Raw genomic sequence first — 22,081 nt, 5'->3', positions numbered from 1 at the left:
TGCGGTCTCCCGGCATGTGTCGTCGCTATTGTGAAGCACCGCCCGTCAGTGGTTCGGGAGGCCACCCCCGATCGCGGCGACGAGCTCGGTGAGCCGCTCGAAGACGCGGTCCGTGCCGAGCCCGTCGTGCTCGTACTCGTTCGTCACCCAGGCCTGCACATTCCCGACCCGGCTCGCGGTGTCGAGCTGCAGCCCGGAGTCGACGTACATGTCGTCGAAGTAGACCGCCGCCGCCACCGGTACGTCGTTCGCGGCGAGCCGCTCGAGGTCGTACAGATCGGGCCAGCTCGGGCGCTTCGCGAGCAACTCGACGGCGCCCTGGAACGGCCGCAGCCCGCGGATCTCGGAGAACATCCAGGGGTACATCATCTCGCCGATGAACAGCAGCGGCCGCGCGTCCTCGGCGAACTCGGGCCGCCGGCCGCGCTCCGCCTCGGCGGCCCATCCGGTCGCGCCGTCGCCGGAGCCGTAGATGCTCTCCTGTAGCGCGGCGAAGAGCGGATTCCCCAGGTACGACGAGGATCCCAGCACCTGGCCGAGGAACGTGCCGGACAGCTCGTCGCCGTCGAACGCCTCGTCGAGCAGCCAGTGGATGCGTTCGTAGCCGGGCTTCATCCCGAAATCGATCCCGAGCGACTGCAGCCGGCGGACCGTCAGACGATCGCCGTCCGGCAGCCGTACGTCCGCCTCCGCGAGCCGGTCCGCGATCCGGGCGACCCGCTCGACGTTGTGCGGGTAGCGCCGGTAGAACTCACGGTTCTTCGCCGCGACCCGCGGATATGTACGCCGGTAGACCTCGGCGGCGGACGGGTCGATCGACGCGAGCCCGCCGGTCACGTAGCAGGCGCTGAGTCCCTCGGGTGCCTTCGACAGGTAGGTCAGGGTGAGGAATCCGCCGTAGCTCTGGCCGAGCGTCGACCACTTCTTGCCGCCGAAGACGGTGGTCCGTAGCTGCTCCGCGTCCGCGACGATCGAGTCCGCGCGGAAGCATGCCAGGTACGCGGCGCCCTCCTCGGCCGTCATCGACGCCATCCGCCGGCCGCTGACCGGCGTACTGCGACCGGTGCCGCGCTGGTCCATCAGGACCACTCGATGCGTCTTCAACGCCTGCCCGACCCACCCCGTCGCCGCCGTCGGCCGCGGCCCCTTCCCGCCCGGTCCACCCTGCAGGAACAGCAGGACGGGAAGCTCCTCGTCCTTCCGCGTGGGATCAACCAGCTCCCGAGCGAACAGGCTGATCGACTCCCCCGGCGTCTCCCAGTTCAGGGGTACGTCGACGGTGTGCTCACGGACGTGCATTCCGGGAATGGTGTAGCTGGTCATCCGGCCTCTTTCTGCCTGCGCTTGGCGTCCCACTCGGGGTCGATCCGCGGTACGGCCGCCAGCAGCGTCTTCGTGTAGTCGTCGTGCGGTTCGCCGAACACCTGGTCGCGCGATCCCACCTCCACGATTCTGCCGCGGTTCATCACCGCGACCCGCTGCGAGATCTGCCGTACGACGGCCAGGTCGTGCGCGATGAAGATGTAGCTGAACCCGCTCTCGCGCTGCAGCCGCACCAGCAACTCCAGTACCTGCGCCTGGATCGACACGTCGAGCGCCGACACCGCCTCGTCGCAGATCACCAGCTTCGGGTTCACGGCGAGCGCCCGGGCGATCCCGATTCGTTGCGCCTGGCCGCCGGAGAACTGCGCCGGGTAGCGCCGGCAGTGGTCCGGGTCGAGGCCGACGCGCTCCATCAGCTCCTGCGCGAAGGCTCTGCGGCCTCCGGTCGGGGCGATGCCCTGGTAGGTCAGCGGTGCGGTGATGATCCGTTCGACCGTGTAGCGCGGGTTCAGCGACGAGAACGGGTCCTGGAAGACGACCTGCACGTCGTTGCGGAACGCCGCCAGGTCCTTGCCCTGGGCCCGGGTCACGTCCTGACCGTCGAAGACGACTGTGCCTTTGGTCGGCTCGAGGAGTCGCGCCGCGATCCGTGCGGTCGTGGACTTCCCGCTGCCGGACTCGCCCACGATCGCGAGCGTCTCGCCCAGCTCGACCTCGAAACTCACGTCGTCGACCGCGGTGAACACCGACTTCTTGGCCCGCGCGCCGTCGCCCCGGGTGACGAACTCCTTCGTCACGCCGCGCACCTCCAGCAATGTCATGCCCTGCCTCTTTCGTCGGGGCTTGCTGCGGCAGGCACCTCGTCGTCGATCCGCGGTACGGCGTCCAGCAGCATCCGGGTGTAGTCGTGCTGCGGATCCGAGAACACCTGCTCCGCGGTCCCGTACTCGACCGGGTCGCCGGACTGCATCACCAGCACCCGTTGCGCGATCGAGCTGATCACCGCGAGGTCGTGGGTGATGAAGACCATCCCGGTACCGGTCGAGGTCTGGAGTTCGTCCAGGAGCTCGAGGATCTGCGCCTGTACGGTCACGTCGAGCGCGGTCGTCGGCTCGTCGGCGATCAGCAGCGACGGCGAGCAGCACAACGCCATCGCGATCATCACCCGTTGCCGCTGGCCTCCGGAGAACTGGTGCGGGTAGTGGTCGACCCGGCGCGCGGGATCGGGGATCCCGACGCGTTCGAGGGCCTCGATCGCGACCTTGTGCGCGGCCCGCCGGGAACCGCCGCGGTGCGTCCGGTACATCTCCTCGATCTGCAGGCCGACCGTGTAGTACGGATTCAGCGACGACAGCGGGTCCTGGAAGACCATCGAGATCGCGTTGCCGCGGACGGACCGCAGGTCGCGGTCGGACCGCCCGAGCAGCTCGTTCCCGTCGAGCTTGACGCTGCCGGATGTCCGGGCGCCGCGGGGCAGCAGGCCGAGGACCGCGAGGGCGGTCATCGACTTGCCGGATCCGGATTCGCCGACGATGCCGACGGTCTCGTCCCGGCCGACCGAGAACGACACGTCCTTCACCACATCGACCGGCCCGCGGCTGGTCGGCAATGTGACCGTCAGATTGTCGACAACAAACAGTTTCTCGGTGGCGGTCATGACGACACCACCCGGACACGGGGATCGAGGGCGGTGTAGAGCAGGTCGACCACGACGTTGCCGATCACCACGAAGAACGCGGCGAGCAGGGTGACCGCCATGATCACCGGCTGGTCGTTCTTGGCGATCGAGTCGGCGGCCATCTTGCCGATCCCGTTCAGCCCGAACACGGTCTCGGTGATCAGCGCGCCGCCGAGCAGGCCGGCGAAGTCCATCCCGAAGATCGTGGTGATCGGCGTCAGCGCGGGCCGCAGCGCGTGCCGGCGCATGATCAGCGCACCGCTCAGCCCCTTCGCCCGCGCGGTCCGGTAGTAGTTCTCCGACAACGTGTCGATCACATTGCTCCGCGTCAACCGTGCGTACAGACAGGCGTAGCCGACGGCCAGGACGACCCACGGCATCAGGTACGACTCGAACCAGACAATCGGATTGTCAACAAACGACACCGCCGCCGGGAACGGCAGCACCTGCAGCTTGACCACGAGGACGTACTGCAGGAGCAGCGCCAGCACGTAGTTCGGCACGCTGACGCCGCCGAGCGCGAGCGCCATCGCCGAGCGATCCCACCAGGTGCCTTGCTTGACGGCGCTGACCAGACCACCGATCACGCCGGCGAGCAGCCACAGTACGGCGGCACCGACGGCGACCGTGATGCTCACCGGCAGGCGGGCGGTGATCATGCTCCACACCGACTCGTTGGTCTGGAAGCTGTACCCGAGGCACGGCGCCGAGCAGTGCACCGACCCGTAGTCGCGGCCGGCGAAGATCCCGCTGAGGAACTCCCAGAACTGGGTCAGGATCGGCTGGTTGAGTCCGAGCACGTTCCGGATCGAGTCGATGCGTTCCGGCGTACACGTCTTGCCGCAGATCATCACCGCCGGATCCGGCGACAGCTCGAAGAAGATCAGGTACGTGAACAGGCAGACGGCCAGCAGAATCAGCACCACCCCACCAAGCCGCCCAAGAACGTAGCGCGTCATGCGGCCTCTCCCTGGTCGATCAACGTGCGGATCTTGTCGCCGAGGACCGTGAGCGACAGGACGGTGAGGAACAGGAACAGGCCGGGGATCGCGAAGAACATCGGGTCGACCGAGTACCAGCTCACCGAGCTCGCGATCATCTGGCCCCAGGACGCGGTCGGCGGGGAGACACCGACGCCGAGGAAGGACAGGCCGGCCTCGGTGCCGATGTAGCCGGGGATCGCGAGCGTCGTCATCACCACGATCGAGCCGCGCAGGTTCGGCAGGATCTCGCGGAACACCACCTGCCCGTTCTTCGCCCCGGACGCCCGCGCCGCCTCGACGAACTCGCGGTTCGCGAGCGTCATCGTCTGCCCGCGGATCACCCGCGCCAGGTACGGCCAGCCGAACGCGCTGATCACCACGACGAGCAGCACCGGACGGTTCCCGGACGGCAGCGACGACAGGATCGCGATCATGAAGATCAGCGCCGGGAACGCCATCAGGAAGTCCATCAACCGGGAGATCACCTGGTCGACCCAGCCCCGGTAGAACCCGGCGAGCATGCCGAGCACCACGCCGAGGACGCCGGTCAGCAAGGTTGCAGACAATGAGATTGTGATCGATACCCGGGCGCCGTAGACGATCCGGGCGAACAGGTCGCGGCCGTTCTGCGGCTCGACGCCGAACCAGTGCGACCCGCTGATCCCGCCGAGCGTGCCGTGCGGCAGCCCACCGAGGTCGGAGTTGATCGCGGCCGAGTCGAACTGGTACGGCCCCCAGCCGCTGAGCTTCACGATCAGCGGCGCCGCGATCGCCATCAGGACCACGATCCCGAGGAACACCAGGCACGCGAGCGCGCCCTTGTCCCGGGTGACCGCGGTGAGGATCCGCCGGCCCGAGGTGGGCGGGGCGCCGGACGGCCCGGACAGACCGGCCGGCCCCACCTCCTCGGCCTCGACGAGGGTCGGGCTGGTGGTCACTTCCCGGCGTCCTTCAGGCCGACCGACACCAGGTCGATGCCGCCGGAGAACCCGTCGTGCAGGTAGGCGCCGGCAATGTTGCTTCCGACAAGCATCAGGACCTTCTCGTACAGCAGCGGGACGACCGGCGCGAGTTCCATGATCTGCTTGTCCAGTTCGCCGTACGCCTTGTTCGCGGCCGTGACGTCGGTGAGCTTCGCGATCTCGTCGATCTTCGCGTTCACTGCCGGGTCGTTCAGCTGCGACAGGTTCGTGTTGCCCTTCGACGTGATGTTCCGGCCGTCGAACAGCGGCGGCAGGAACGTCTGGCCGGACGGCCAGTCCGGGCACCACCCGGTGATCGCGGCGTCGTGCTGCTGCGACGTCGTACCGATGACCTCGTAGTAGGTCGCGGTGTCGATCGTGTTGATCTTCACCGTGATCTTCAGCGGCTCGAGCGCCTGCTGGATGGCGACCGCCATCGCCTGCATCTTCGGCTGTGCGCGGGTGTCCAGGGTCATCGTGAAGCCGTTGCTCAGGCCGGCCTCGGTCAGCAGCTTGCGCGCCGCATCGGCGTCACCCTTGTGGTCCGGGCTCGGGTACGGGTCGTAGTCCACCCGGCCGGTGATCGTCGGCGGCTGGACACTGGTCCCGATCTCGGCGAGCGCCGATCCACCGTCCGCATCTCGTACTGTCTGCTTGTTGACCGCGAGGTTGATCGCCTGCCGGACCTTGACGTTGTCCAGCGGCTTCTTCGTGGTGTTCAGGCCCATGTAGGTCGTGCAGCCGTTGATGCCGGTCATCGTGCGCTGCTTGAGCTGCGGCGTCTGCATCCGGGCCACGGTCGCGGCCTGGACGGTGCCGGCGATCGCGTCGGCGTCGGCGCCCTGACCGGCGATCATCCGCTCGTCGATCGTCGCCGGGTCGAGCCCGAACGTCCACTGGAACGAGTCCGGGTTCGCGGTCCGTACGTCGTCGGTCTTCTTGTCCCACTTGTCGTTGCGGACCAGCTTCAACGAGGCACCGGGCTTGTAGTCGGCGACCTTGTACGGGCCCGACGAGATCGGCTTGCTGTCCAGCGCGTTGCCCGCGCCCTGGCCCTTCGGTACCGGCGTGAACGTGTTCTGCGCGACGACGCTGCCGAAGTCCGCGAACGGCTTCTTCAGGTGGAACACGATCGTCTTCGCGTCCGGGGTGTCGATTGTGGACAATTCACCGGACTTGTACGGGCCCTGGTACGACGCGGGCGCCTCGATCAGCTGTTTCGCGTACGGCGAGCCGATGCCGATCTCCGGGTCCCAGGCCCGCGAGACGCCCCACTTCACGTCCGTACTGGTGATCGGCGCGCCGGTCTCGAAGAACAGGCCGTCCTTCAGCGTGAACGTCCAGGTCTTGCCGCCGTCGGTCGGCTTGCCCGTGTCCGTGGCGAGGTCCGGGACGATCTTGGTGCCGTCCGCGCCCGGCGCCGCGCCCTGGGTGGTGAGCGTGCGGTAGATCAGCCGGTAGAAGTTGTTCACGCCGCCGTCGAACCCGCGGGCCGGGTCGAGGTGCGAGAACGCCGCGTTCGCGAGCACCTGGAGCGTGCCGCCCTGCGCGGCCTTCGCGCCGGGGCCCGCCGATTCGCCCTTGGTCGCGGTCCCGCCGCCACCACACGCGGTCAGCGCGAGCGCGGCCGATGCCACCAGCCCGAGGAGTTTGGAGGTTCTCTTCATGAGTGTTCTCTTTCGGTTCGCAGCCACACACGCATGGCCAGGGGCTGACGGTTTCCCCAGAGGAAGTACGGGACGAGCGTCACCGGCACGTCACGGGAGGCGGGTTCCTCGGGCAGTTCGGTGATCACGGGGTACAGCTCGGGAGCCGGCGCGGGGGCGACACCGCCGGTGAGCTCCAGCACGACGTGGTCCTGGAGTACAACGTGGTCCTTGTGCTGACGCGCGGTCGCGCTCGCGACGGCACCCGGAGTCAGCAGCAGGTCATCCACAGGTACGCCGACATCTTGTTGCTCGACGCAATAAACCAACGGCCCCCGAGCAACGGCGATCGCCCCGCGGGTCGCGTCCAGATACGGATGCGCCCCGTGCGCCCTAGGAGCCATAGGCAACGAAAGCCGAAGAACATCCCCCGCCACGAACACCCGCCGAACCAAAACCCACCCATCAGCGGTGGAGGTGGACGGCCCCTCGGGGGTGGTTAGTTTGGCTTCGGTTGCCCAGGCTGGGATTCGGAGGGCGATTGTGCGGGCTTCTGATGGGGCGTTTTCTACGGTGAGGGTGATTTCGCCGGTCCAGGGGTAGTTGGTGGCGAGGGTGAGGGTCAGGTCTTCGGTGGTGATGCGGGCGTCGGCGTAGATGCCGATGTACAGGGTGTTGTCGCGGTGCAGCGCGATGTGGTCCTGGAGTTCGGACATCCAGCGGATGATGTTCGGCGGGCAGCACGGGCAGCCGAACCACGCGCGGCGGAGCAGTTCGCCGCCGTCCTCCATCCCCGAACGCTGCTCGTGATCCGGCCGGCGCTGCAGCGGGTTGTCGTAGAAGAACGCCGTACCGTCCACCGAAAGCCCCACCGCATAAGCGTTGTAGAGCACGGTCTCGTAGACATCGAGGTACGACGCCTTGCCGGTCGCGCGGAACATCCGCCACGCCCACTGCATCGTCGCGATCGCCGCGCACGTCTCGGCGTACGCACGCTCGGACGGCAGCTCGTACCGATCGCCGATCGCCTCGTCGGAATGCCGACTGCCCAAGCCGCCGGTCAGGTACAGCTTGCTCGCGACCATGTCGTCCCACAGCCGCTCGAGCGCCGCGAGCAAGGTCGGATCGCCCGTCTCGAGATGTACGTCGGCCGCTCCCGCCGCGAGGTACGCCATCCGTACTGCATGCCCCGTGACCGACGGCAACTCCCGGAACGGCACGTGGTCCTGGAAGTACTCCCCCGGGAAGATCGTGTGCTTGAGCTTCCCGCGACCGCGCCGATCGACGAACAGCCGGGCCTGCGTGAGATAGTCCGCATCCCCGGTTTCTCGATAAAGCTCGACGAGCGCCATCTCCACCTCGGGATGACCGTCGACGACCTCCTCGCCGTGCTCCCCGAACTTCCGGACGACCAGATCGGCGAACCGCCGGGCGATCGTCAACAATCTGCCGTCCGACAATCGACGATGTGCGGCGACGGCGGCCTGGATCAGGTGGCCGAGGTTGTAGAGCTCGTGGCCCCACCCGAGATCCGACCAGGGCTGCTTCGGCTGGTCCGGGTCCTGGAAGTACGAGTTCAGGTAGCCGTCCTCGGCCTGCGCCTGCTCGAGCAGACCGACGACCTCGTCGAAGAACTCCCGCGCACCGGCCGGCGCATCCGCCCGACCGACCTCGTACGCGAGCCCCTCGAGCGTCTTGTACAGATCCGTGTCCAGGAACGGGTAGCGCCCGCGATAGGCGCCGACCGAGGGGTCGCTCAGCCGCCGGAGGTTCTCCAGGTTGCCGGCTTTGCGCAGCTCCGCGATCGCGTGCGGGATCGTCGCGGTCCGGTTCCGCCGCTGCCAGTCGTGCAGCAGACCGCCGGTCAGCTCCACCTCAACCTCTGTACCGTGTGACATTGCACAGACCATAAGTGCAATGTCACACCTTGCCAACCCCCAACGAAAGACGTTTACACGCCGGAAACCAACCGCCGGTCGACTCTCCGGAACTTTTTGGTCACCGGCTGCAAGTTTGTTTCCGGAGTACCGGTCGAAGTCGCGGGGCGCGGGGTGCCCACAGCCGCAGTCAGAGGCGTGGGTCGATCGGTTCCGATTCGAGGGCGAGTACGGCGAAAACGCATTCGTGGATGCGCCACAGTGGTTCGCCGCGGGCGGCGCGTTGCAGGGACTCCAGGCCGAGGGCGTACTCGCGGAGGGCGAGCGAACGTTTGTGGCCGAGGTTGCGGTCGCGCAGCCGGGTGAAGTTCGCCGGCTCGGTGTAGTCGGGTCCGTAGATGAGCCGCAGGTACTCCTGCCCGCGCACCTTCAGCCCCGGCTGCGCGAGCCCCTTCGCGGTCCGCGTCAGGTTCGCCGCCGGCTTGACCACCATGCCTTCACCCCCGGCACCGGTCAGCTCCTCCCACCACGCAATCCCCGCGTCCCAGCAGTCAGCGTCTACGAACAGCCGGCGCGTCGGCGTGATCAGGTCGGGGCCCGCGGTAACCATCCGGTCCGCGATCCCGAGGTGCCACACGTGCGGCCGTTCCTCATAGGTCGCGCCTTCCGAAGCGAGTACCTGGAACGGCGCGAGCCGCACACCGTCGAGCCCGTCGGTCGGCCAGCAGTACCGCCGGTACGCCGCCGTGAACCGGTCCGCGTTCGTCGTACGCCGTTCCGCCGACGCCAGCAGATCCGCCACATCCAGCCCGGCCGCTGCGGCCGTACGCAGCGCAGCAGTTGCAGCAGGCAACGACGTACGAGCGGCTGCCCCGACCGCAGCGTACTGGTTGCGAAGCAGGTCCTCGGCCTTCGCGCTCCACGGCAGCAGCTCCGCATCCAGCAGCAGCCAGGACGTACCCAGCTCGTCGAACACACCTGCATTCGAGGCGACATCGCGCAGCCGGAGCAGCAGCTCATCGGTCAGTTCAGCACCGAAGAACGACCGCCCGGTACGGGTGTGGATCGCGCCACGCCCGGCCAGGCCGAAGCGCTTCTCGGCCACGTCGTCGTCCCGCGTCAGCAGCACGACCGCCCGCGAACCCATGTGCTTCTCCTCGCACACGAGCTCGGTCACGCCTTGCCCGCGGTACGTCTCGAACGCCTGCCGCGGGTGCTCCAGCAGCCCCGGCTCCGGCGAGGTCGACACCGGGCTCATCGTCGGCGGCAGGTACAGCAGGAACCGGGGATCGATCGCGAACCGGCTTATCACCTCAAGCGCCGCACCGGCCTGCTCGGCCCGTACGCTCAGCCGGCCGTGCGTCTCGGTCTCGATCACCCGTCGGCCGGTGACGTCGGTCAGTTCGAGTACGTCAGGTTCGCGCGCCGGCGCTGCCGGTACGTGAAGGGGCTTCGCCGGAGCGTAGTACTCCTCGGCCGCCTGCACCGAGACCAGCTCACGCTCCGGGTAGCGCAGCGCGGTCAGCGCACCGCCGAACACACAACCGGTGTCGAGACAGATCGTGTTGTTGATCCACTCCGGCTCCGGCGTCGGCGTGTGGCCGTACACGACCGTCGCGCGACCGCGGTAGTCGTTCGCCCACGGGTAACGCACCGGCAGCCCGAACTCGTCGGTCTCCCCCGTCGTCTCGCCGTACAGGCAGAACGAGCGGACGCGACCCGACGTACGGCCGTGCATCCGCTCGACCAGGCCGGCGTGCGAGACGACCAGCTTGCCGCCGTCGAAGACGTAGTGCGAGATCAGCCCGTCGATGAACGTCATGACCTCGTCGCGGAACTCGTCAGGCTCGAGCGCCAACTGCTCCAGCGTGGTCTCGAGGCCGTGGCTGATCTTCACGTTCTTCCCGCGCAGCGCCCGGAGCAGCTTGTCCTCGTGGTTGCCGGGCACGCAGTACGCGTTGCCTGCCGCAACCATTCCCATCACGAGCCGCAGTACGCCCGGAGAGTCCGGACCGCGGTCGACAAGGTCGCCGACGAAGACCGCGCGCCGATCCGGGTGCACGGCGTCGACCGGGCGGCCCGCCTCGTCACGCGTCAGCGTGTAGCCGAGATCGGTGAGCAGCCGCTCGAGCTCCGGGCGGCAACCGTGGATGTCACCAATGACGTCGAACGGCCCGGTCTGATCCGTGAGGTCGTTGTAGAGCCGAGTGCGTTCGATGCTCACGGCATCGATCTCCTCGACGCTGTTCAGCACGTGCACGGTACGGAAGCCTTCACGCTTCAGACTGCGCAGCCCACGCTTGAGCTGCGAACGCTGGCGCACGACGACCTTGGACCCGAACTGCCGGTCGGCGCGCTGCTCGTTCCGCTCGACGCACACCCGCTCCGGCGGGTCCAGGACGATCGCGACGGGGAGCACGTCGTACTCGCGGGCCAGGTTCACGAGCTCCTTGCGAGCGTCCGGCTGCACGTTGGTCGCGTCGATCACCGTCAGCCGCCCGGCCGCGAGCCGCTTCCCGGCGATGAAGTTGAGCACCTCGAAGGCGTCCTTGGTGGCCGCCTGGTCGTTCTCGTCGTCGGAGACCAGACCGCGGCAGAAGTCGCTCGAGATCACCTCGGTCGGCCGGAAGTGCCGGCGCGCGAACGTCGACTTGCCGGAACCGCTCGCACCGACGAGTACCACGAGACAGAGGTTCGGGATCTCCATCAGGCCGTCGCCTCCCGCCGGAACAGGGCGAGCTGGGTCGGCGGACCCACCTCGGGATCGTCCGGACCGACCGGCCGGAACTCGACCGTGTATCCGTAGCGGCCGGCCACCTGCGTCGCCCAGCCCCGGAACTCGGCGCGGGTCCACTCGAAGCGGTGGTCAGGGTGCCGGAAGTCTCCGGCCGGGAGGGACGGGAAGCGCACGTTGTACTCACTGTTCGGGGTGGTGAAGACAGCCGCGGCAGGGTGCGCGGCGCGGAAGACCGAGTCCGCCAGGGCCGGCAGCCGCGGCGGGTCGACGTGTTCGACGACCTCCATCAGGACGACGGCGTCGAGGCCGGCGAGACGCTCGTCGGCGTACGTCACCGAAGACTGCAGGAACTTGAGCCGGTCGCGCTGGCGGTCCGGCAGGTCGTCGTAGTGCAGCCGCCGTTTCGCACGGAGCAGCGACCGGACCGACACATCAGTGGCGATCAACTCCCCCACGAACGGGTCCTTCAGCAGCTCGCCGACCAGGGCGCCCTCACCGCAGCCGATGTCCGCGATCCGGCGCGCGCCGAGCTCCTGCAGTACGCCGGCCACCGCCGCGCGGCGCTCCACGGCCAGCGAGACCGAGCCCTCTTCGGTCGACTCCTCCGCGAGCTCGGCACCGTCCACCTCGGTCAGCCGCTCCAGGGCGGCATCGGAGAGGTAGCGCCGGTGCGCGAGGTAGCGGCGCGAGATCAGATCCTTCTCCGGGTGCGCGGCCAGCCACCCTTCACCGGCCCGTACGAGCTTGTCGACCTCGTCGGATCCGACCCAGTAGTGCTTCGCGTCGTCGAGGACCGGGAGCATCACGTACAGGTGGTTGAGCGCGTCCGCCAGCCGCAGTTCGCCGGTCAGCCGCAGGTCGACGTACCGCGAGTCGCCCCAAGCGGGGATCTCCGGGTCGAGCGGGACCGGGCGGGCGTCGACAGTCCAGCCGAGCGGCGCGAACACCCGCTCGGCCAGGTCGGCGCCTCCACGGCAGGGCAGCGCCGGGACGTGCACCTCGAGCGGGATCGGGCGCGCGGCGAGGTCCGGGCGGGCGTCGCAGCGGCCGTTCATCGCCGTACGGAAGAGTTTGCCGAGCGCGACGGCGAGCAGGCTGGACGCGGCGTACGGGCGGTCGTTCACGTACTGGCCGAGCGTGAAACCCTCGGTCGCCTTGCCCCGGCCGGCCTTCACCAGCCCGATCGGATCGATCTCCAGCAGTACCGCGGCCGTGCAGCGCTCGGCGCTCGCCTCCGGGTAGAACACATGGGCCGATCCCCCGGTGACGTCGATCGCCTGCGGTCGCGCCGGGTTCTTGTGCAACAGGAACCCGAAATCGCTCGCAGGGGCGTCTACTCCGGCCAGATCGGTACCAAGCGTAAGGAACACCCGACGTATTCGATCATGGGCCAAGGATCGAGACACGCGGATTAGGGTCTGGCGTGTTCGGGGAGATGGTTCTAGCTTGAGAACAGAAGATGAGTCGCTACGGACCGTTCTTCCCCGCTGACGCTCAGTACACGTCCCCGGTTTGTGGCGAGAGCCCACCCACGCCAGCACTACGGGGAAAGGATCATGGCCGCTCTTTCACGCATCCCGGGGTGCCGCCGGTGAAACCCCAGACGTTCGAACTCGTCCGTTACACCGACATCAGTGGAGTTTCCGGGACCGGCGTCGTCGCCGAAGGCTGCGTGTTCACCGACGGCTCGGTCGCACTGCGCTGGCACGGCGCGAACCCGTCGACGGCCGTCTGGCCGGACCTGGACTCGATCCTCGCCGTCCACGGCCACTGCGGCGCGACCGTCGTGCGCTGGCTGGACGTCTCCGAGATGGAGCCCGTCCCGGGGACCGACCTGCTGCCGGGCGAACTCACCCACATCCTCGCCACCGGCAGGCGCACCCACTCCACCACTCACAACGGCACACCGGCCGCCGCCTCGGCCTGACCCACGCCGGCCGCGAACCCTGCAGCCCGAACCCTGCAGCTCAGGGGGTGAGGCCGGTCAGGGCAAAGAACTCCGCGCGGGAACTGGGGCTGTTGCGGAGCGTGCCGTGCAGCGCCGACGTGACCGTACGGGAGCCGACGGCCCGGACGCCGCGCAACGACATGCACTGGTGCTCGGCCTCGATCACGACCCCGACGCCCTTCGGGTCCAGATGATCCTGCAGCCAGTCGGCGACCTGCTTGGTCAGCCGCTCCTGCACCTGGAAGTCCCGGGCGAACAACTCCACCACGCGGGCCAGCTTCGACAGGCCGAGGATCCGGTCGCCGGGCAGGTACCCGACGTGGGCCACGCCCTGGAACGGCAGCAGGTGGTGCTCGCACAGCGACTGCACCGGGATGTCCTTGGCCAGGACGAGCTCGTCGTACCCCTCGTCGTTGGGGAACGTGGTCAGCTCGAACTCCCGCGGGGTGAGCATCTCCGCGTACGCGTTCGCGACCCGCCGCGGGGTGTCCGCGAGGTGGGCGCTCTGTGGATCCCGTCCCAGAGCCTTCAGCAGGTCCGCGACGGCCCGCTCCGCGGCGGGGAGATCGATCTCCTCGCGGCGGGCGACGATATGCAAGGGGACGGACTCGAGGTCGGCCGAGATCGCCATGCGCACACTCCCTGAGGTATCAGCGGACCAACATCATACTGTTCTACCAACCAAAGTTGTCGATAGAATCATCCCGTGGACAGTTCCTGGGACGCTTCCGTACAGGCCGTCGCCGTGCTGGAGGAGCCGACCCGCCGCCGGCTGTACGAGTACGTCGCCGGCCAGGAGGCCCCGGTCAGCCGGGACGACGCCGCGGCCGCGCTCGGGATCCCGCGGACCACGGTTGCGTTCCACCTCGACAAACTCACCGACGAGGGGTTGCTGGACACCTGCTACGAGCGACGGAGCGGGCGGACCGGCCCCGGTGCGGGGCGTCCGGCGAAGCTTTATCACCGGTCGGATCGTGAGATCGAGATCACCCTCCCCGAGCGCCAGTACGCGGTCGCGGGCCAGCTGCTCGCCGCGGCGATCCAGGACTCCGAGACCGAGGACATCAGTCCGCGCGAGGCGGTCAACCGGCGTGCGGCCGAATACGGTGAGGCCCTCGGCCGTACGGCACGCGCCCGCCACGAGGACGCCGACGAACTGCTGGTCGAGGTGCTGGAAGCGCTGGGGTTCGAGCCGCGCGTGCTGGCGGACGGGATCGCGCTGGCCAACTGCCCGTTCCGCCGGCTGGCGAAGGAGCACCCGCAGCTGGTCTGCGGCATGAACCTGCACCTCGTCGCCGGTCTCCTGACGAGCCTGGACACCCCGCTCCGCGCGGAGCTCGCCCCCGCACCCGGCCACTGCTGCGTGCGTCTCGTACAGTCGAGCCGTGGCTAAGGCGAAGCAGGGGCTGGGGACGCCGGCGACGGTGGCGCTGACGAAGGCGAAGGTCGCGTTCACGACGCATGCGTACGAGCACGACCCGGCCGCGAAGTCGTACGGGCTGGAGGCCGCCGAGGCACTCGGACTCGCACCGGAGCAGGTGTTCAAGACGCTGCTCGTCGAGGTGGACGGCAAGCTCGCCGTCGGTGTCGTACCGGTCGGGAAGCAGCTCGATCTGAAGGCGATCGCGGCCGCGGCCGGCGGGAAGAAGGCGGTGCTGGCCGACCCGGCCGCCGCCGAACGCAGCACCGGGTACGTCGTCGGCGGCATCAGCCCGATCGGCCAGAAGCGCGCACTGCCCACGGTCGTCGACAGCACCGCAGCCGACCACCCGACCGTCTACGTGTCGGGCGGCCGGCGCGGTCTCGACATCGGACTGTCCCCCGCCGATCTGATCTCCGTGACAAGGGCCAGTACGGCCGCTATCGCTCGCTGACCCTCACGTTCTGCGCCACCGCCGTTCCGTTGTAGACGTTCATCCCGAACTGCCCCGCCGCGATCGTGTCGTCGGTCGCGTCGATCACCTGCTGTCCGTCGATCGACACCTTGATGCTCGCACCGTCCGCCACCACCTCGAAGTGGTACGCGTGCCCGCGCTCCACCTTGAACGGGTGGGTCGCGATGTCGCGGCCCGGGCGCCACAGCTTCACGACGTTCGCGCCGGCGTCGACGTTGACCGTGTAGTGCTGCGACGCGTCCTTGTTCGCCCGGAAGGTCAGCGCCGCGGCGACGCCGTCGACGAGCTTGACGTCGCCTGCCATGGTGAAGTCCGACCCGGTCGCCTTGCTCAGGTAGAACCCGTCGCCCGCCGACTGCCCTTGCTTGCCGCCGGCAACGTCCGACCAGGTGCCGCGTGCCGGGTACCACTCGCCTGCCACGTTCGTCGAGAGCGTCGGCTCGGCGCCGTGCCTCCAGATCGACGCCAGCTGATGCACCGTCAGCGACTCGACCTGCACCCGGCCGTCGGCGACCAGATCGATCCCGTCACCACCCGGCAGGCTGTCGAAGTTCACGTTGTAGCTCTGGTACACCTCGCCGTCGTTCCCGAACACGTCGAGCTGACCGCGGTCGACGAGCAGGTGCAGCTTGATCTTCCCGTCGACCGGCTTCAGCGGTACGCCGTTCAAGGTCTGTGCCTTCGCGTCGTACACCACCTTGCGGTCGAACCACCCGTCCGGACTGGTGTGCAGCCGGAGGCTGAACCGCGACGCCTTCCGGACGTCGAGCGTTGTCTCGAGCTCGTACGTGTCACCGCCCGGCAGCGGATGGTGCCCGTTGTCGACGACGAGGTTCTTCCAGCTCTGCGTGCCCTGGCGGAGCGTGGCCAGCTCCGGGATCGGCGCGCTGACGACCCGCACACCGTCCGGCGTGTGCCGGAGCTTCAAGTCGACCGGGAACGACGCGTTGCCGGTCCAGATCGAGCCCTGGTTCTCGCCCTGCCAGGCCATCGACACGACCCGGTCGGGGTCCGGCAGGTTCGAGAAGTTCAGCGCCGCGTAGTACCCGGCGCCGGCGTGCGTCGTGGTCTGGTTGATCTTCTGCGGCGCGGTCCAGTCGGTGCGGAACGCCGTACCGTCCCAGTCGCCGACCTCGTACTCGCCGCTGCCGCTGTGCAGGACCCACCGGTACCCGCCGTCGATCGGCATCCGGATCAGGTTCGGGCACTCGAACAGCCAGTCCGCGGCGTATCGCGAGGCGAAGGTCCAGTCGAGCAGGTTGCCCGACGTGTAGAAGTCGACGCCATTGCCACCCTCGTCCGACCACACGACCATCCCCCAGTGCTTCGACACCGGGTCCCAGAACACCTTCGGGTCGCGGCTGGTTCCACCGGGGGTGACGACCTTCTTGCCGTCCGCGTACGTCTTGAACGTGTTGCCGCCGTCCAGGCTGTAGAAGACGGTCACGCCGTTCGTACCCGAGTAGACGACGATCGGGTCGTCGTCGCCGTCCTTCAGGCCGCTCACGTTGCCGGTGTCGACCACGCCGCCGCCGGACCACAGGTCGCCGGGGTGGACGTGCGGGTCGAGCGCGATCGGGCGTTGCGTCCAGTGCACGAGGTCCGTACTGGTCGCGTGCCCCCAGTGCATCGTGTCCCAGACCAGGCTGAACGGATTGTGCTGGTAGTACAGGTGGTACACGCCGCGGTAGTACAGCGGCGCATTCACATCGTTCATCCAGCCGCTGCGGGTGCTGAAGTGGAACTGCCCGCGGTTGTCCTCCTGGTAGTTCGTCGCCTGGTACGGAAAGTCCGGATAGTTCTTCGGTACGTCGGCTTGCACTCCGAGAACCCCTATCAGTGAAAGTGTCGCTACCAAGGCCTTGATCATCATCGGTCCCCCAGGTCCGGTGGCGCATCTGCGTCGCCCGGACGCAGTGCTCCGGTCATCAGCGACACCACTTGGCTCATCGACGCATCGGCCGGGCTGACCACCGCGGCACGGCGACCGAGCCGGTGCACGTGGATCCGGTCGGCGATCTCGAACACCTGCGGCATGTCGTGGCTGATCAGTACGACCGGCAGCCCCCGGTCGCGGATCCGCCGGATCAGGTCGAGCACCTGCCGCGACTCCTTCACGCCGAGCGCCGCGGTCGGCTCGTCCATGATCACGAGCCGGCTGCCGAACATCGCCGCCCGCGCGACCGCCACTGCCTGCCGCTGACCACCGGACAGCGTCTCGATCAGCTGACCGATGTGCTGAACGGTCTCGATGCCGAGCGCGTCCAGTTGCTCCTGGGCCCGCTGCCGCATCGTGGATCGGTCGAGCAGCCGGAACACGCTGCCGAGCGGTCCGGTCCGGCGGATCTCGCGACCGAGGAACAGGTTGGTCGCGATGTCCATCGCCGGCGCGAGCGCGAGCGTCTGGTGGACGGTCTCGATCCCGGCGTGGCGGGCGTCGAGCGGTGAGTGGAAATGGGTCACGCGGCCGTCGAGGAGGATCGTGCCGGCGTCCGGGATCAGGGCGCCGGACAGCGCCTTGATCAGGCTGGACTTGCCGGCTCCGTTGTCGCCGACGACCGCGAGCACCTCACCCGCGTACAGGTCGAAGTCGGCGCCGTCGATCGCGGTCACCCGTCCGTACCGCTTCACGAGACCGCGCGCTTGCAGTGCCGGGCTGTCCAGAGCCGGGCCGTCCAGGGCTGGTTCGGTCATCGTGACCTCCTGCGGACGATCTGGTCGAAGGCGACCGCGGCGATCACCAGTACGCCGGTGGCGACGTCCTGGTACAGGCTGTCGATGCCGGCCTGGGTCAGACCGCTGCGCAGGACGGCGACGATCAGCGCGCCGACGACCGTGCCGAGGACGCCGCCGCGGCCGCCGAACAGGCTGGTGCCGCCGATCACGACCGCGGTGATGCTGTCCAGGTTGCCGGTCTGGAAGGCGTTCGGGTCCGCGTTCGGGATTCGGCCGAGCGCCTGCCAGGCCGCGAACGCGTAGATCACCCCGGCGATCAGGTAGACGCTGAACCGGGTCCGGCCGACGTGGATCCCGGTCAGCCGGGCAGCCTCAGGATCGTTGCCCAGGGCATACACATGCCGGCCCCAGGCGGTCCGGGTGAGCGCATACCAGGTGATCGCGAACATCACCACCGCCAGCGTCATCCCGTGCGTGACCTTCAACTGCCCGAACAGGTAGCCGCCCTCCCCCAGTACGCCGAGCAGGTCGTCGGTGACCGGGAACGAGTTGCCGCCCGAGTACAAGCGGCCGGCGGCGAGTACGACGGTCAGCATGCCGAGCGTCACGATGAACGGTGGCAGGTTCAGCAGCGTCACGAGACCGCCGGAGATCGCTCCCAGCCCGGCACACACCACAAACGCCACCACCAGGGCGACCCCGGCCGGACTGCCTTCACTCACCAACCGGGCCAGCGCCATCGTGCCGAGCACCATCACCGCGGCATTCGCCAGATCGATCCCACCGGTCAGCACGATCAACGTCTGCCCCAAGGCCAACGTTGCCACCACCAACGACTGCTGGATGACCAGCGAGATGTTGTCGACGGTGAGGAACGTACTGGTGGTCACCGAGAACACGAGCACCGCGAGGATCAAGGCACCGAGCGGACCCAGCGCGGGGTTGTGCAGCAGGGCTTCCGCCGAACGGCTCCGTACGGAGGTGGTTTGCGCGAGGCTCATCGCTCACCCCCAGCAGTTCTGGGCGCCCCAGGTGGTGTCCTTGGAGTCCAGGCCCGGGACCGGCTTGTCGGTGATCAACTGCGCGCCGGTGTCGACGAAACCGGTCGGCTTCTTGCCGTTCTTGGCGTAGTCGACGACCGCGTCCACGCCCTGTTCGGCCATCTTCTTCGGGAACTGCATGACCGTCGCCAGGTACTTGCCGGCCTTCACGTCGGCGACGCCCTGGCAGCCACCGTCGATGGAGCCCACGGCAACCTTTCCGGCCAGGCCCTTCGCGGTCAGGGCCGCCACCGCACCGCGGGCGGCCGGCTCGTTCAGCGTGTAGACGGCGTTCACCGACGCGTCGCGCTGCAGCAGGTTCTCCATCGCGGCCTGGGCCTTGTTCTGGTCGCCGTTGGTCGGAGCCGCTCCGATGATCGCGGGATCGCCGTCCTTGAGTCCCATCCCCTGCAGGAATCCGCGGTGCCGCTGCTCGTCGACCGCGCCGCCCGGCGTACCGTCCATCATCAGGACCTTCGGCGGCGTCGATCCGAGCGTGGCCTTGACGTACTTGCCCTGCAGTTCGCCCGCGGTGACGTTGTTCGTGGCGTACGTCGCGTCGACGGCGTCCTTCGGGTCGGTCTCGGTGTCCAGGGCGATCACCAGAACGCCCTTCTCCTTGGCCTGTTTGAGCGCACCGAGGATGCCGGTCGAGTTGCTCGGCGTGATCATGATGCCCTTCACACCCTGCTGCACGAGGTTCTCGATCGCGGCCACCTGGCCCTCGTTGTCACCGTCGAACTTGCCCGCGACCGCGATCAGGTCGGCACCCTTCTCGGTCGCGTGCGCCTTGGCGGAGTCGCGGAGCTTGACGAAGTACGGGTTGGTGTCGGTCTTGGTGACCAGGCCGATCTTGATCGGGCCGCTGTCGCCACCATCACCGCCGGCGCTGTCACCGCCGGACTTGGTCTTCGTACAGGCCGCCGTACCGACGAGCGATGCGGCCAGCAGGATCACGGGAACGGTTCTTCTCACGGGGCTGCCCTCCCGAACGGAAGCGGGTAGGCCCGGGCCACAGACCCGGGCGGGGGTCTGAGGAGCGAAGCTAGACCGCTGCGCCCGGCTGTGACGTGGTTTGCGCAAAGCCTTGCGCAAAGCGACACAGAGCGACGAACATACGACGGATGGTCACGATGACCGAGGTCGCCCACGCCGCCGGCGTATCGGTGAGTACGGTCTCCCACGTCGTGAACGGGACCCGCCTGGTCGCACCGGAGACCCGCGAGCGGGTGCAGCACGCGATGCGGATCCTCGGCTACCAGCACCATCCGACCGCGCGCTCCCTCGCCGCCGGCTCGAACCAGACCATCGGGCTCGCGATCACAGCCGCCTCCAACCCGTACTGGGTCGAGCTCATCCAGGGCATCGACGGTGAAGCCACCCGGGCCGGCCTGAATCTGCTGATTGTCGACACTCGCGACGACGCCCGGCACGAGGCGACCGCGGTCGCGAACCTGATCGCCCATCACATCGAGGGCCTGGTGATCGCCCCCGCGGTCGGCTGGCGCGACGTCACGCTGCCGCTGCTCCGCGACCATCCGATCCCGTACGTCGTGGTGGACCGGATCGACCCGGAACTGCGGGTGGACCAGGTCGGCGTCGAGAACGAGGCGGCGACCGCGGCGGTGATCGACCACCTGATCTCGCTCGGCCACTCCCGGATCGGCATGCTGACCGGAATCGAAGGATTGTCGACAAGCAGCGAGCGACTCCGCGGGTACCACGTGGCGCACCGGCGGGCCGGGCTCGCTGTCGACCCGGCGCTGGTGGTTGATGGATTGTCGACAAGCGACGGCGGCCGGAAGGCCGCGTGGGAGCTGCTCGAACTCCGCAAGCCGCCGACCGCGGTGTTTGCCGCGAACAACAACATGACGATCGGCGCGCTCGCGGCCTTCCGCGCCGCGGGAGTGAAGGTGCCGCGAGACCTGGCAGTGGCAGCGTTCGACGATTTCGCCTGGGCCGATCTGTTCAGCCCCGGGCTGACCACGGTTGCCCAGCCATCGGCGGCAATCGGCGCCCGCGCGGTACAACTGCTTCTCCGCCGGATGAACGACCCCGGCGCACCGCCGCAGACGAGCCGGCTGCCGGCCGAGGTCATGCACCGCGAGTCCTGCGGCTGCACCACCCCCCGCTGACCTCCGATTCCGCAACGGCCGAAGATCTGTGGCCAGGAGGCCTCACATCTTCGGACGTTGCGGAGAACAGCTATCCGCGTCGGGCGAGTGCTGCAGTGCGGAGGTTCTCGAGGACCTCCTCGGTGGTCTCCCAGCCCAGGCAGGCATCGGTGATCGACTGGCCGTAGGTCAGCTCCCGGGTCGGGTCGAGGTCCTGGCGGCCCTCCTGCAGGAACGACTCGAGCATCACGCCGACGATCGCCCGGTTGCCGGCCGCAACCTGCGCGCCGATCTCCTCGGCGACGACCGGCTGCCGACGGTGGTCCTTGCGGCTGTTGCCGTGGCTCGCATCGACGACGACGCGCTCGGGCAGCCCGCCCTTCCGCAGCAGCTCGACCGCGCCGGCGACGGACTCCGCGTCGTAGTTCGGCCCGGCGTCCGAGCCGCGCAGTACGAGGTGGCAGTCCGGATTGCCGCGGGTGTGCAGGATCGCCGGAGCGCCGTCGTGGTCGATACCGGTGAAGACGTGCGGTACGGCAGCCGCCTTGATCGCATCGACAGCGGTGGCGATCGAACCATCCGGCCGGTTCTTCATCCCGATCGGCATCGACAACCCGGACGACAGCTGCCGGTGCACCTGGCTCTCGACCGTACGGGCGCCGATCGCACCCCACCCGACGGTGTCGGCGATGTACTGCGGGGTGATCGGGTCGAGGAACTCGCACCCGACCGGGAGGCCGAGCCCGGTGACCTGGACGAGGAGCTGCCGGGCGATCCGCAGCCCGCGGTTCACGTCACCGGAGCCGTCCAGGCCAGGGTCGTTGATCAGGCCCTTCCAGCCGAGCGTCGAGCGCGGCTTCTCGAAGTACACCCGCATGACCACGAGCAGGCCGTCGGACAGCCGCTCCGCAACCGGGCGGAGGCGTTCGGCGTACTCGAGCGCCGCGTCGGCGTCGTGGACCGAGCAGGGGCCGACCACAACGAGCAGCCGGTCGTCGACGCCGTTCAGGACGTCGGCCACCGCCTGACGACCGTCGGCCACGGTGCGGGCGAGCTCGTCACCGAGCGGGTACTCGTCGTGCAGTGCCTGCGGGGTGACCAACGGGACGGTCTTCTCGATGCGTCGATCGACGACGCGAGTCTGTTCGCCCGGTTTCGGCAGCGTGTTCATGAGGTGGGGACCTTTCCGCCGGTCCGCTCGC

19 protein-coding genes are annotated in these 22,081 nt (G+C 68.5%); 4 read left to right on the top strand and 15 right to left on the bottom strand.

Annotation, left to right across the window (positions count from 1 at the left end):
• Positions 1-45: 45 nt before the first annotated feature.
• From ACGFI6_RS13775 to ACGFI6_RS13735, 9 genes are all read right to left on the bottom strand, one after another.
• Positions 46-1,323 (bottom strand): alpha/beta fold hydrolase, encoded by a 1,278-nt coding sequence (locus tag ACGFI6_RS13775; RefSeq protein ID WP_393118254.1) that lies wholly within the window; start codon positions 1,321-1,323, stop codon positions 46-48.
• Entirely contained in the window at positions 1,320-2,144 is an 825-nt protein-coding gene (locus ACGFI6_RS13770; protein ID WP_393118252.1) for an ATP-binding cassette domain-containing protein, read from the bottom strand. Before ACGFI6_RS13770 ends, ACGFI6_RS13775 begins: the two co-directional genes overlap by 4 nt.
• The gene (locus ACGFI6_RS13765) at positions 2,141-2,980 is read right to left on the bottom strand and encodes an ABC transporter ATP-binding protein (RefSeq protein WP_393118250.1); all 840 of its coding nucleotides are present in this window, start codon (positions 2,978-2,980) and stop codon (positions 2,141-2,143) included. The genes ACGFI6_RS13770 and ACGFI6_RS13765 overlap by 4 nt, the downstream gene beginning before the upstream one ends.
• Positions 2,977-3,960: an ABC transporter permease gene (locus ACGFI6_RS13760; protein ID WP_393118249.1), complete on the bottom strand. Its 984-nt coding sequence runs from the start codon at positions 3,958-3,960 to the stop codon at positions 2,977-2,979. Before ACGFI6_RS13760 ends, ACGFI6_RS13765 begins: the two co-directional genes overlap by 4 nt.
• Positions 3,957-4,922, bottom strand: a complete 966-nt coding sequence (locus ACGFI6_RS13755) for an ABC transporter permease (protein ID WP_393118247.1) — start codon at positions 4,920-4,922, stop codon at positions 3,957-3,959. Before ACGFI6_RS13755 ends, ACGFI6_RS13760 begins: the two co-directional genes overlap by 4 nt.
• On the bottom strand, positions 4,919-6,613 hold the full coding sequence (locus tag ACGFI6_RS13750; RefSeq protein ID WP_393118245.1) for an ABC transporter substrate-binding protein: 1,695 nt from the start codon (positions 6,611-6,613) through the stop codon (positions 4,919-4,921). The genes ACGFI6_RS13755 and ACGFI6_RS13750 overlap by 4 nt, the downstream gene beginning before the upstream one ends.
• The gene (locus ACGFI6_RS13745; protein ID WP_393118243.1) at positions 6,610-8,490 is read right to left on the bottom strand and encodes a glycoside hydrolase family 127 protein; all 1,881 of its coding nucleotides are present in this window, start codon (positions 8,488-8,490) and stop codon (positions 6,610-6,612) included. The genes ACGFI6_RS13750 and ACGFI6_RS13745 overlap by 4 nt, the downstream gene beginning before the upstream one ends.
• A 169-nt stretch (positions 8,491-8,659) precedes the next feature.
• Positions 8,660-11,176 (bottom strand): polynucleotide kinase-phosphatase, encoded by a 2,517-nt coding sequence (locus tag ACGFI6_RS13740; protein ID WP_393118242.1) that lies wholly within the window; start codon positions 11,174-11,176, stop codon positions 8,660-8,662.
• On the bottom strand, positions 11,176-12,576 hold the full coding sequence (locus tag ACGFI6_RS13735) for a 3' terminal RNA ribose 2'-O-methyltransferase Hen1 (protein WP_393118240.1): 1,401 nt from the start codon (positions 12,574-12,576) through the stop codon (positions 11,176-11,178). Before ACGFI6_RS13735 ends, ACGFI6_RS13740 begins: the two co-directional genes overlap by 1 nt.
• Before the next feature lie 221 nt (positions 12,577-12,797).
• On the opposite strand from ACGFI6_RS13735, the gene ACGFI6_RS13730 reads away from it, so the two are divergent.
• Positions 12,798-13,133: a hypothetical protein gene (locus tag ACGFI6_RS13730; protein WP_393118238.1), complete on the top strand. Its 336-nt coding sequence runs from the start codon at positions 12,798-12,800 to the stop codon at positions 13,131-13,133.
• A 40-nt stretch (positions 13,134-13,173) separates the two neighbouring features.
• Here the strand turns inward: ACGFI6_RS13730 and folE are convergent, their stop codons facing one another.
• Positions 13,174-13,785, bottom strand: a complete 612-nt coding sequence (gene folE / locus ACGFI6_RS13725) for a GTP cyclohydrolase I FolE (protein WP_393118236.1) — start codon at positions 13,783-13,785, stop codon at positions 13,174-13,176.
• 75 nt (positions 13,786-13,860) lie between these two features.
• On the opposite strand from folE, the gene ACGFI6_RS13720 reads away from it, so the two are divergent.
• Together ACGFI6_RS13720 and ybaK are read left to right on the top strand one after the other, a co-directional pair.
• Positions 13,861-14,547, top strand: a complete 687-nt coding sequence (locus tag ACGFI6_RS13720; RefSeq protein ID WP_393118234.1) for a helix-turn-helix transcriptional regulator — start codon at positions 13,861-13,863, stop codon at positions 14,545-14,547.
• On the top strand, positions 14,540-15,028 hold the full coding sequence (ybaK, locus tag ACGFI6_RS13715) for a Cys-tRNA(Pro) deacylase (protein ID WP_393118232.1): 489 nt from the start codon (positions 14,540-14,542) through the stop codon (positions 15,026-15,028). The genes ACGFI6_RS13720 and ybaK overlap by 8 nt, the downstream gene beginning before the upstream one ends.
• Here the strand turns inward: ybaK and ACGFI6_RS13710 are convergent.
• From ACGFI6_RS13710 to ACGFI6_RS13695, 4 genes are read right to left on the bottom strand one after another with little or no spacing between them, the layout of a single operon-like run.
• Complete coding sequence (locus ACGFI6_RS13710; protein ID WP_393118230.1) at positions 15,015-16,871, bottom strand: glycoside hydrolase family 32 protein; 1,857 nt, start codon at positions 16,869-16,871, stop codon at positions 15,015-15,017. The genes ybaK and ACGFI6_RS13710 overlap by 14 nt on opposite strands.
• A gap of 47 nt (positions 16,872-16,918) precedes the next feature.
• Complete coding sequence (locus ACGFI6_RS13705; protein ID WP_393118229.1) at positions 16,919-17,743, bottom strand: ATP-binding cassette domain-containing protein; 825 nt, start codon at positions 17,741-17,743, stop codon at positions 16,919-16,921.
• Positions 17,740-18,726 carry an ABC transporter permease gene (locus ACGFI6_RS13700; protein ID WP_393118227.1) on the bottom strand — a complete coding sequence of 329 codons (987 nt, stop codon included), beginning with the start codon at positions 18,724-18,726 and terminating at the stop codon, positions 17,740-17,742. Before ACGFI6_RS13700 ends, ACGFI6_RS13705 begins: the two co-directional genes overlap by 4 nt.
• Positions 18,727-18,729: 3 nt before the next feature.
• Entirely contained in the window at positions 18,730-19,740 is a 1,011-nt protein-coding gene (locus ACGFI6_RS13695; protein ID WP_393118225.1) for a substrate-binding domain-containing protein, read from the bottom strand.
• A 149-nt stretch (positions 19,741-19,889) separates the two neighbouring features.
• Between ACGFI6_RS13695 and ACGFI6_RS13690 the strand changes: the two genes are divergently transcribed.
• Positions 19,890-20,900 carry a LacI family DNA-binding transcriptional regulator gene (locus tag ACGFI6_RS13690; RefSeq protein ID WP_393118223.1) on the top strand — a complete coding sequence of 337 codons (1,011 nt, stop codon included), beginning with the start codon at positions 19,890-19,892 and terminating at the stop codon, positions 20,898-20,900.
• Between the two features lie 70 nt (positions 20,901-20,970).
• Here ACGFI6_RS13690 and ACGFI6_RS13685 read toward each other — a convergent pair whose 3' ends face one another.
• Entirely contained in the window at positions 20,971-22,050 is a 1,080-nt protein-coding gene (locus ACGFI6_RS13685) for a 3-deoxy-7-phosphoheptulonate synthase (protein WP_393118221.1), read from the bottom strand.
• Positions 22,051-22,081: the final 31 nt, after the last annotated feature.

The sequence above is a fragment of the Kribbella sp. NPDC048928 genome (genome assembly GCF_043197975.1).
Classification (GTDB): Bacteria; Actinomycetota; Actinomycetes; order Propionibacteriales; family Kribbellaceae; genus Kribbella.
This window is presented reverse-complemented; position numbering and strand designations above follow the sequence as displayed.

Excerpts from the sequence above, each read along its gene's own strand:
- ACGFI6_RS13705 (WP_393118229.1), bottom strand. The coding sequence starts at position 17,743 with ATGACCGAACCAGCCCTGGACGGCCCGGCTCTGGACAGCCCGGCACTG.
- ACGFI6_RS13740 (WP_393118242.1), bottom strand. The coding sequence starts at position 11,176 with ATGGAGATCCCGAACCTCTGTCTCGTGGTACTCGTCGGTGCGAGCGGT.
- ACGFI6_RS13760 (WP_393118249.1), bottom strand. The coding sequence starts at position 3,960 with ATGACGCGCTACGTTCTTGGGCGGCTTGGTGGGGTGGTGCTGATTCTG.
- ACGFI6_RS13700 (WP_393118227.1), bottom strand. The coding sequence starts at position 18,726 with ATGAGCCTCGCGCAAACCACCTCCGTACGGAGCCGTTCGGCGGAAGCC.
- ACGFI6_RS13690 (WP_393118223.1), top strand. The coding sequence starts at position 19,890 with ATGGTCACGATGACCGAGGTCGCCCACGCCGCCGGCGTATCGGTGAGT.
- folE (WP_393118236.1), bottom strand. The coding sequence starts at position 13,785 with ATGGCGATCTCGGCCGACCTCGAGTCCGTCCCCTTGCATATCGTCGCC.
- ACGFI6_RS13765 (WP_393118250.1), bottom strand. The coding sequence starts at position 2,980 with ATGACCGCCACCGAGAAACTGTTTGTTGTCGACAATCTGACGGTCACA.
- ACGFI6_RS13770 (WP_393118252.1), bottom strand. The coding sequence starts at position 2,144 with ATGACATTGCTGGAGGTGCGCGGCGTGACGAAGGAGTTCGTCACCCGG.
- ACGFI6_RS13750 (WP_393118245.1), bottom strand. The coding sequence starts at position 6,613 with ATGAAGAGAACCTCCAAACTCCTCGGGCTGGTGGCATCGGCCGCGCTC.
- ACGFI6_RS13745 (WP_393118243.1), bottom strand. The coding sequence starts at position 8,490 with ATGTCACACGGTACAGAGGTTGAGGTGGAGCTGACCGGCGGTCTGCTG.
- ACGFI6_RS13685 (WP_393118221.1), bottom strand. The coding sequence starts at position 22,050 with ATGAACACGCTGCCGAAACCGGGCGAACAGACTCGCGTCGTCGATCGA.
- ACGFI6_RS13775 (WP_393118254.1), bottom strand. The coding sequence starts at position 1,323 with ATGACCAGCTACACCATTCCCGGAATGCACGTCCGTGAGCACACCGTC.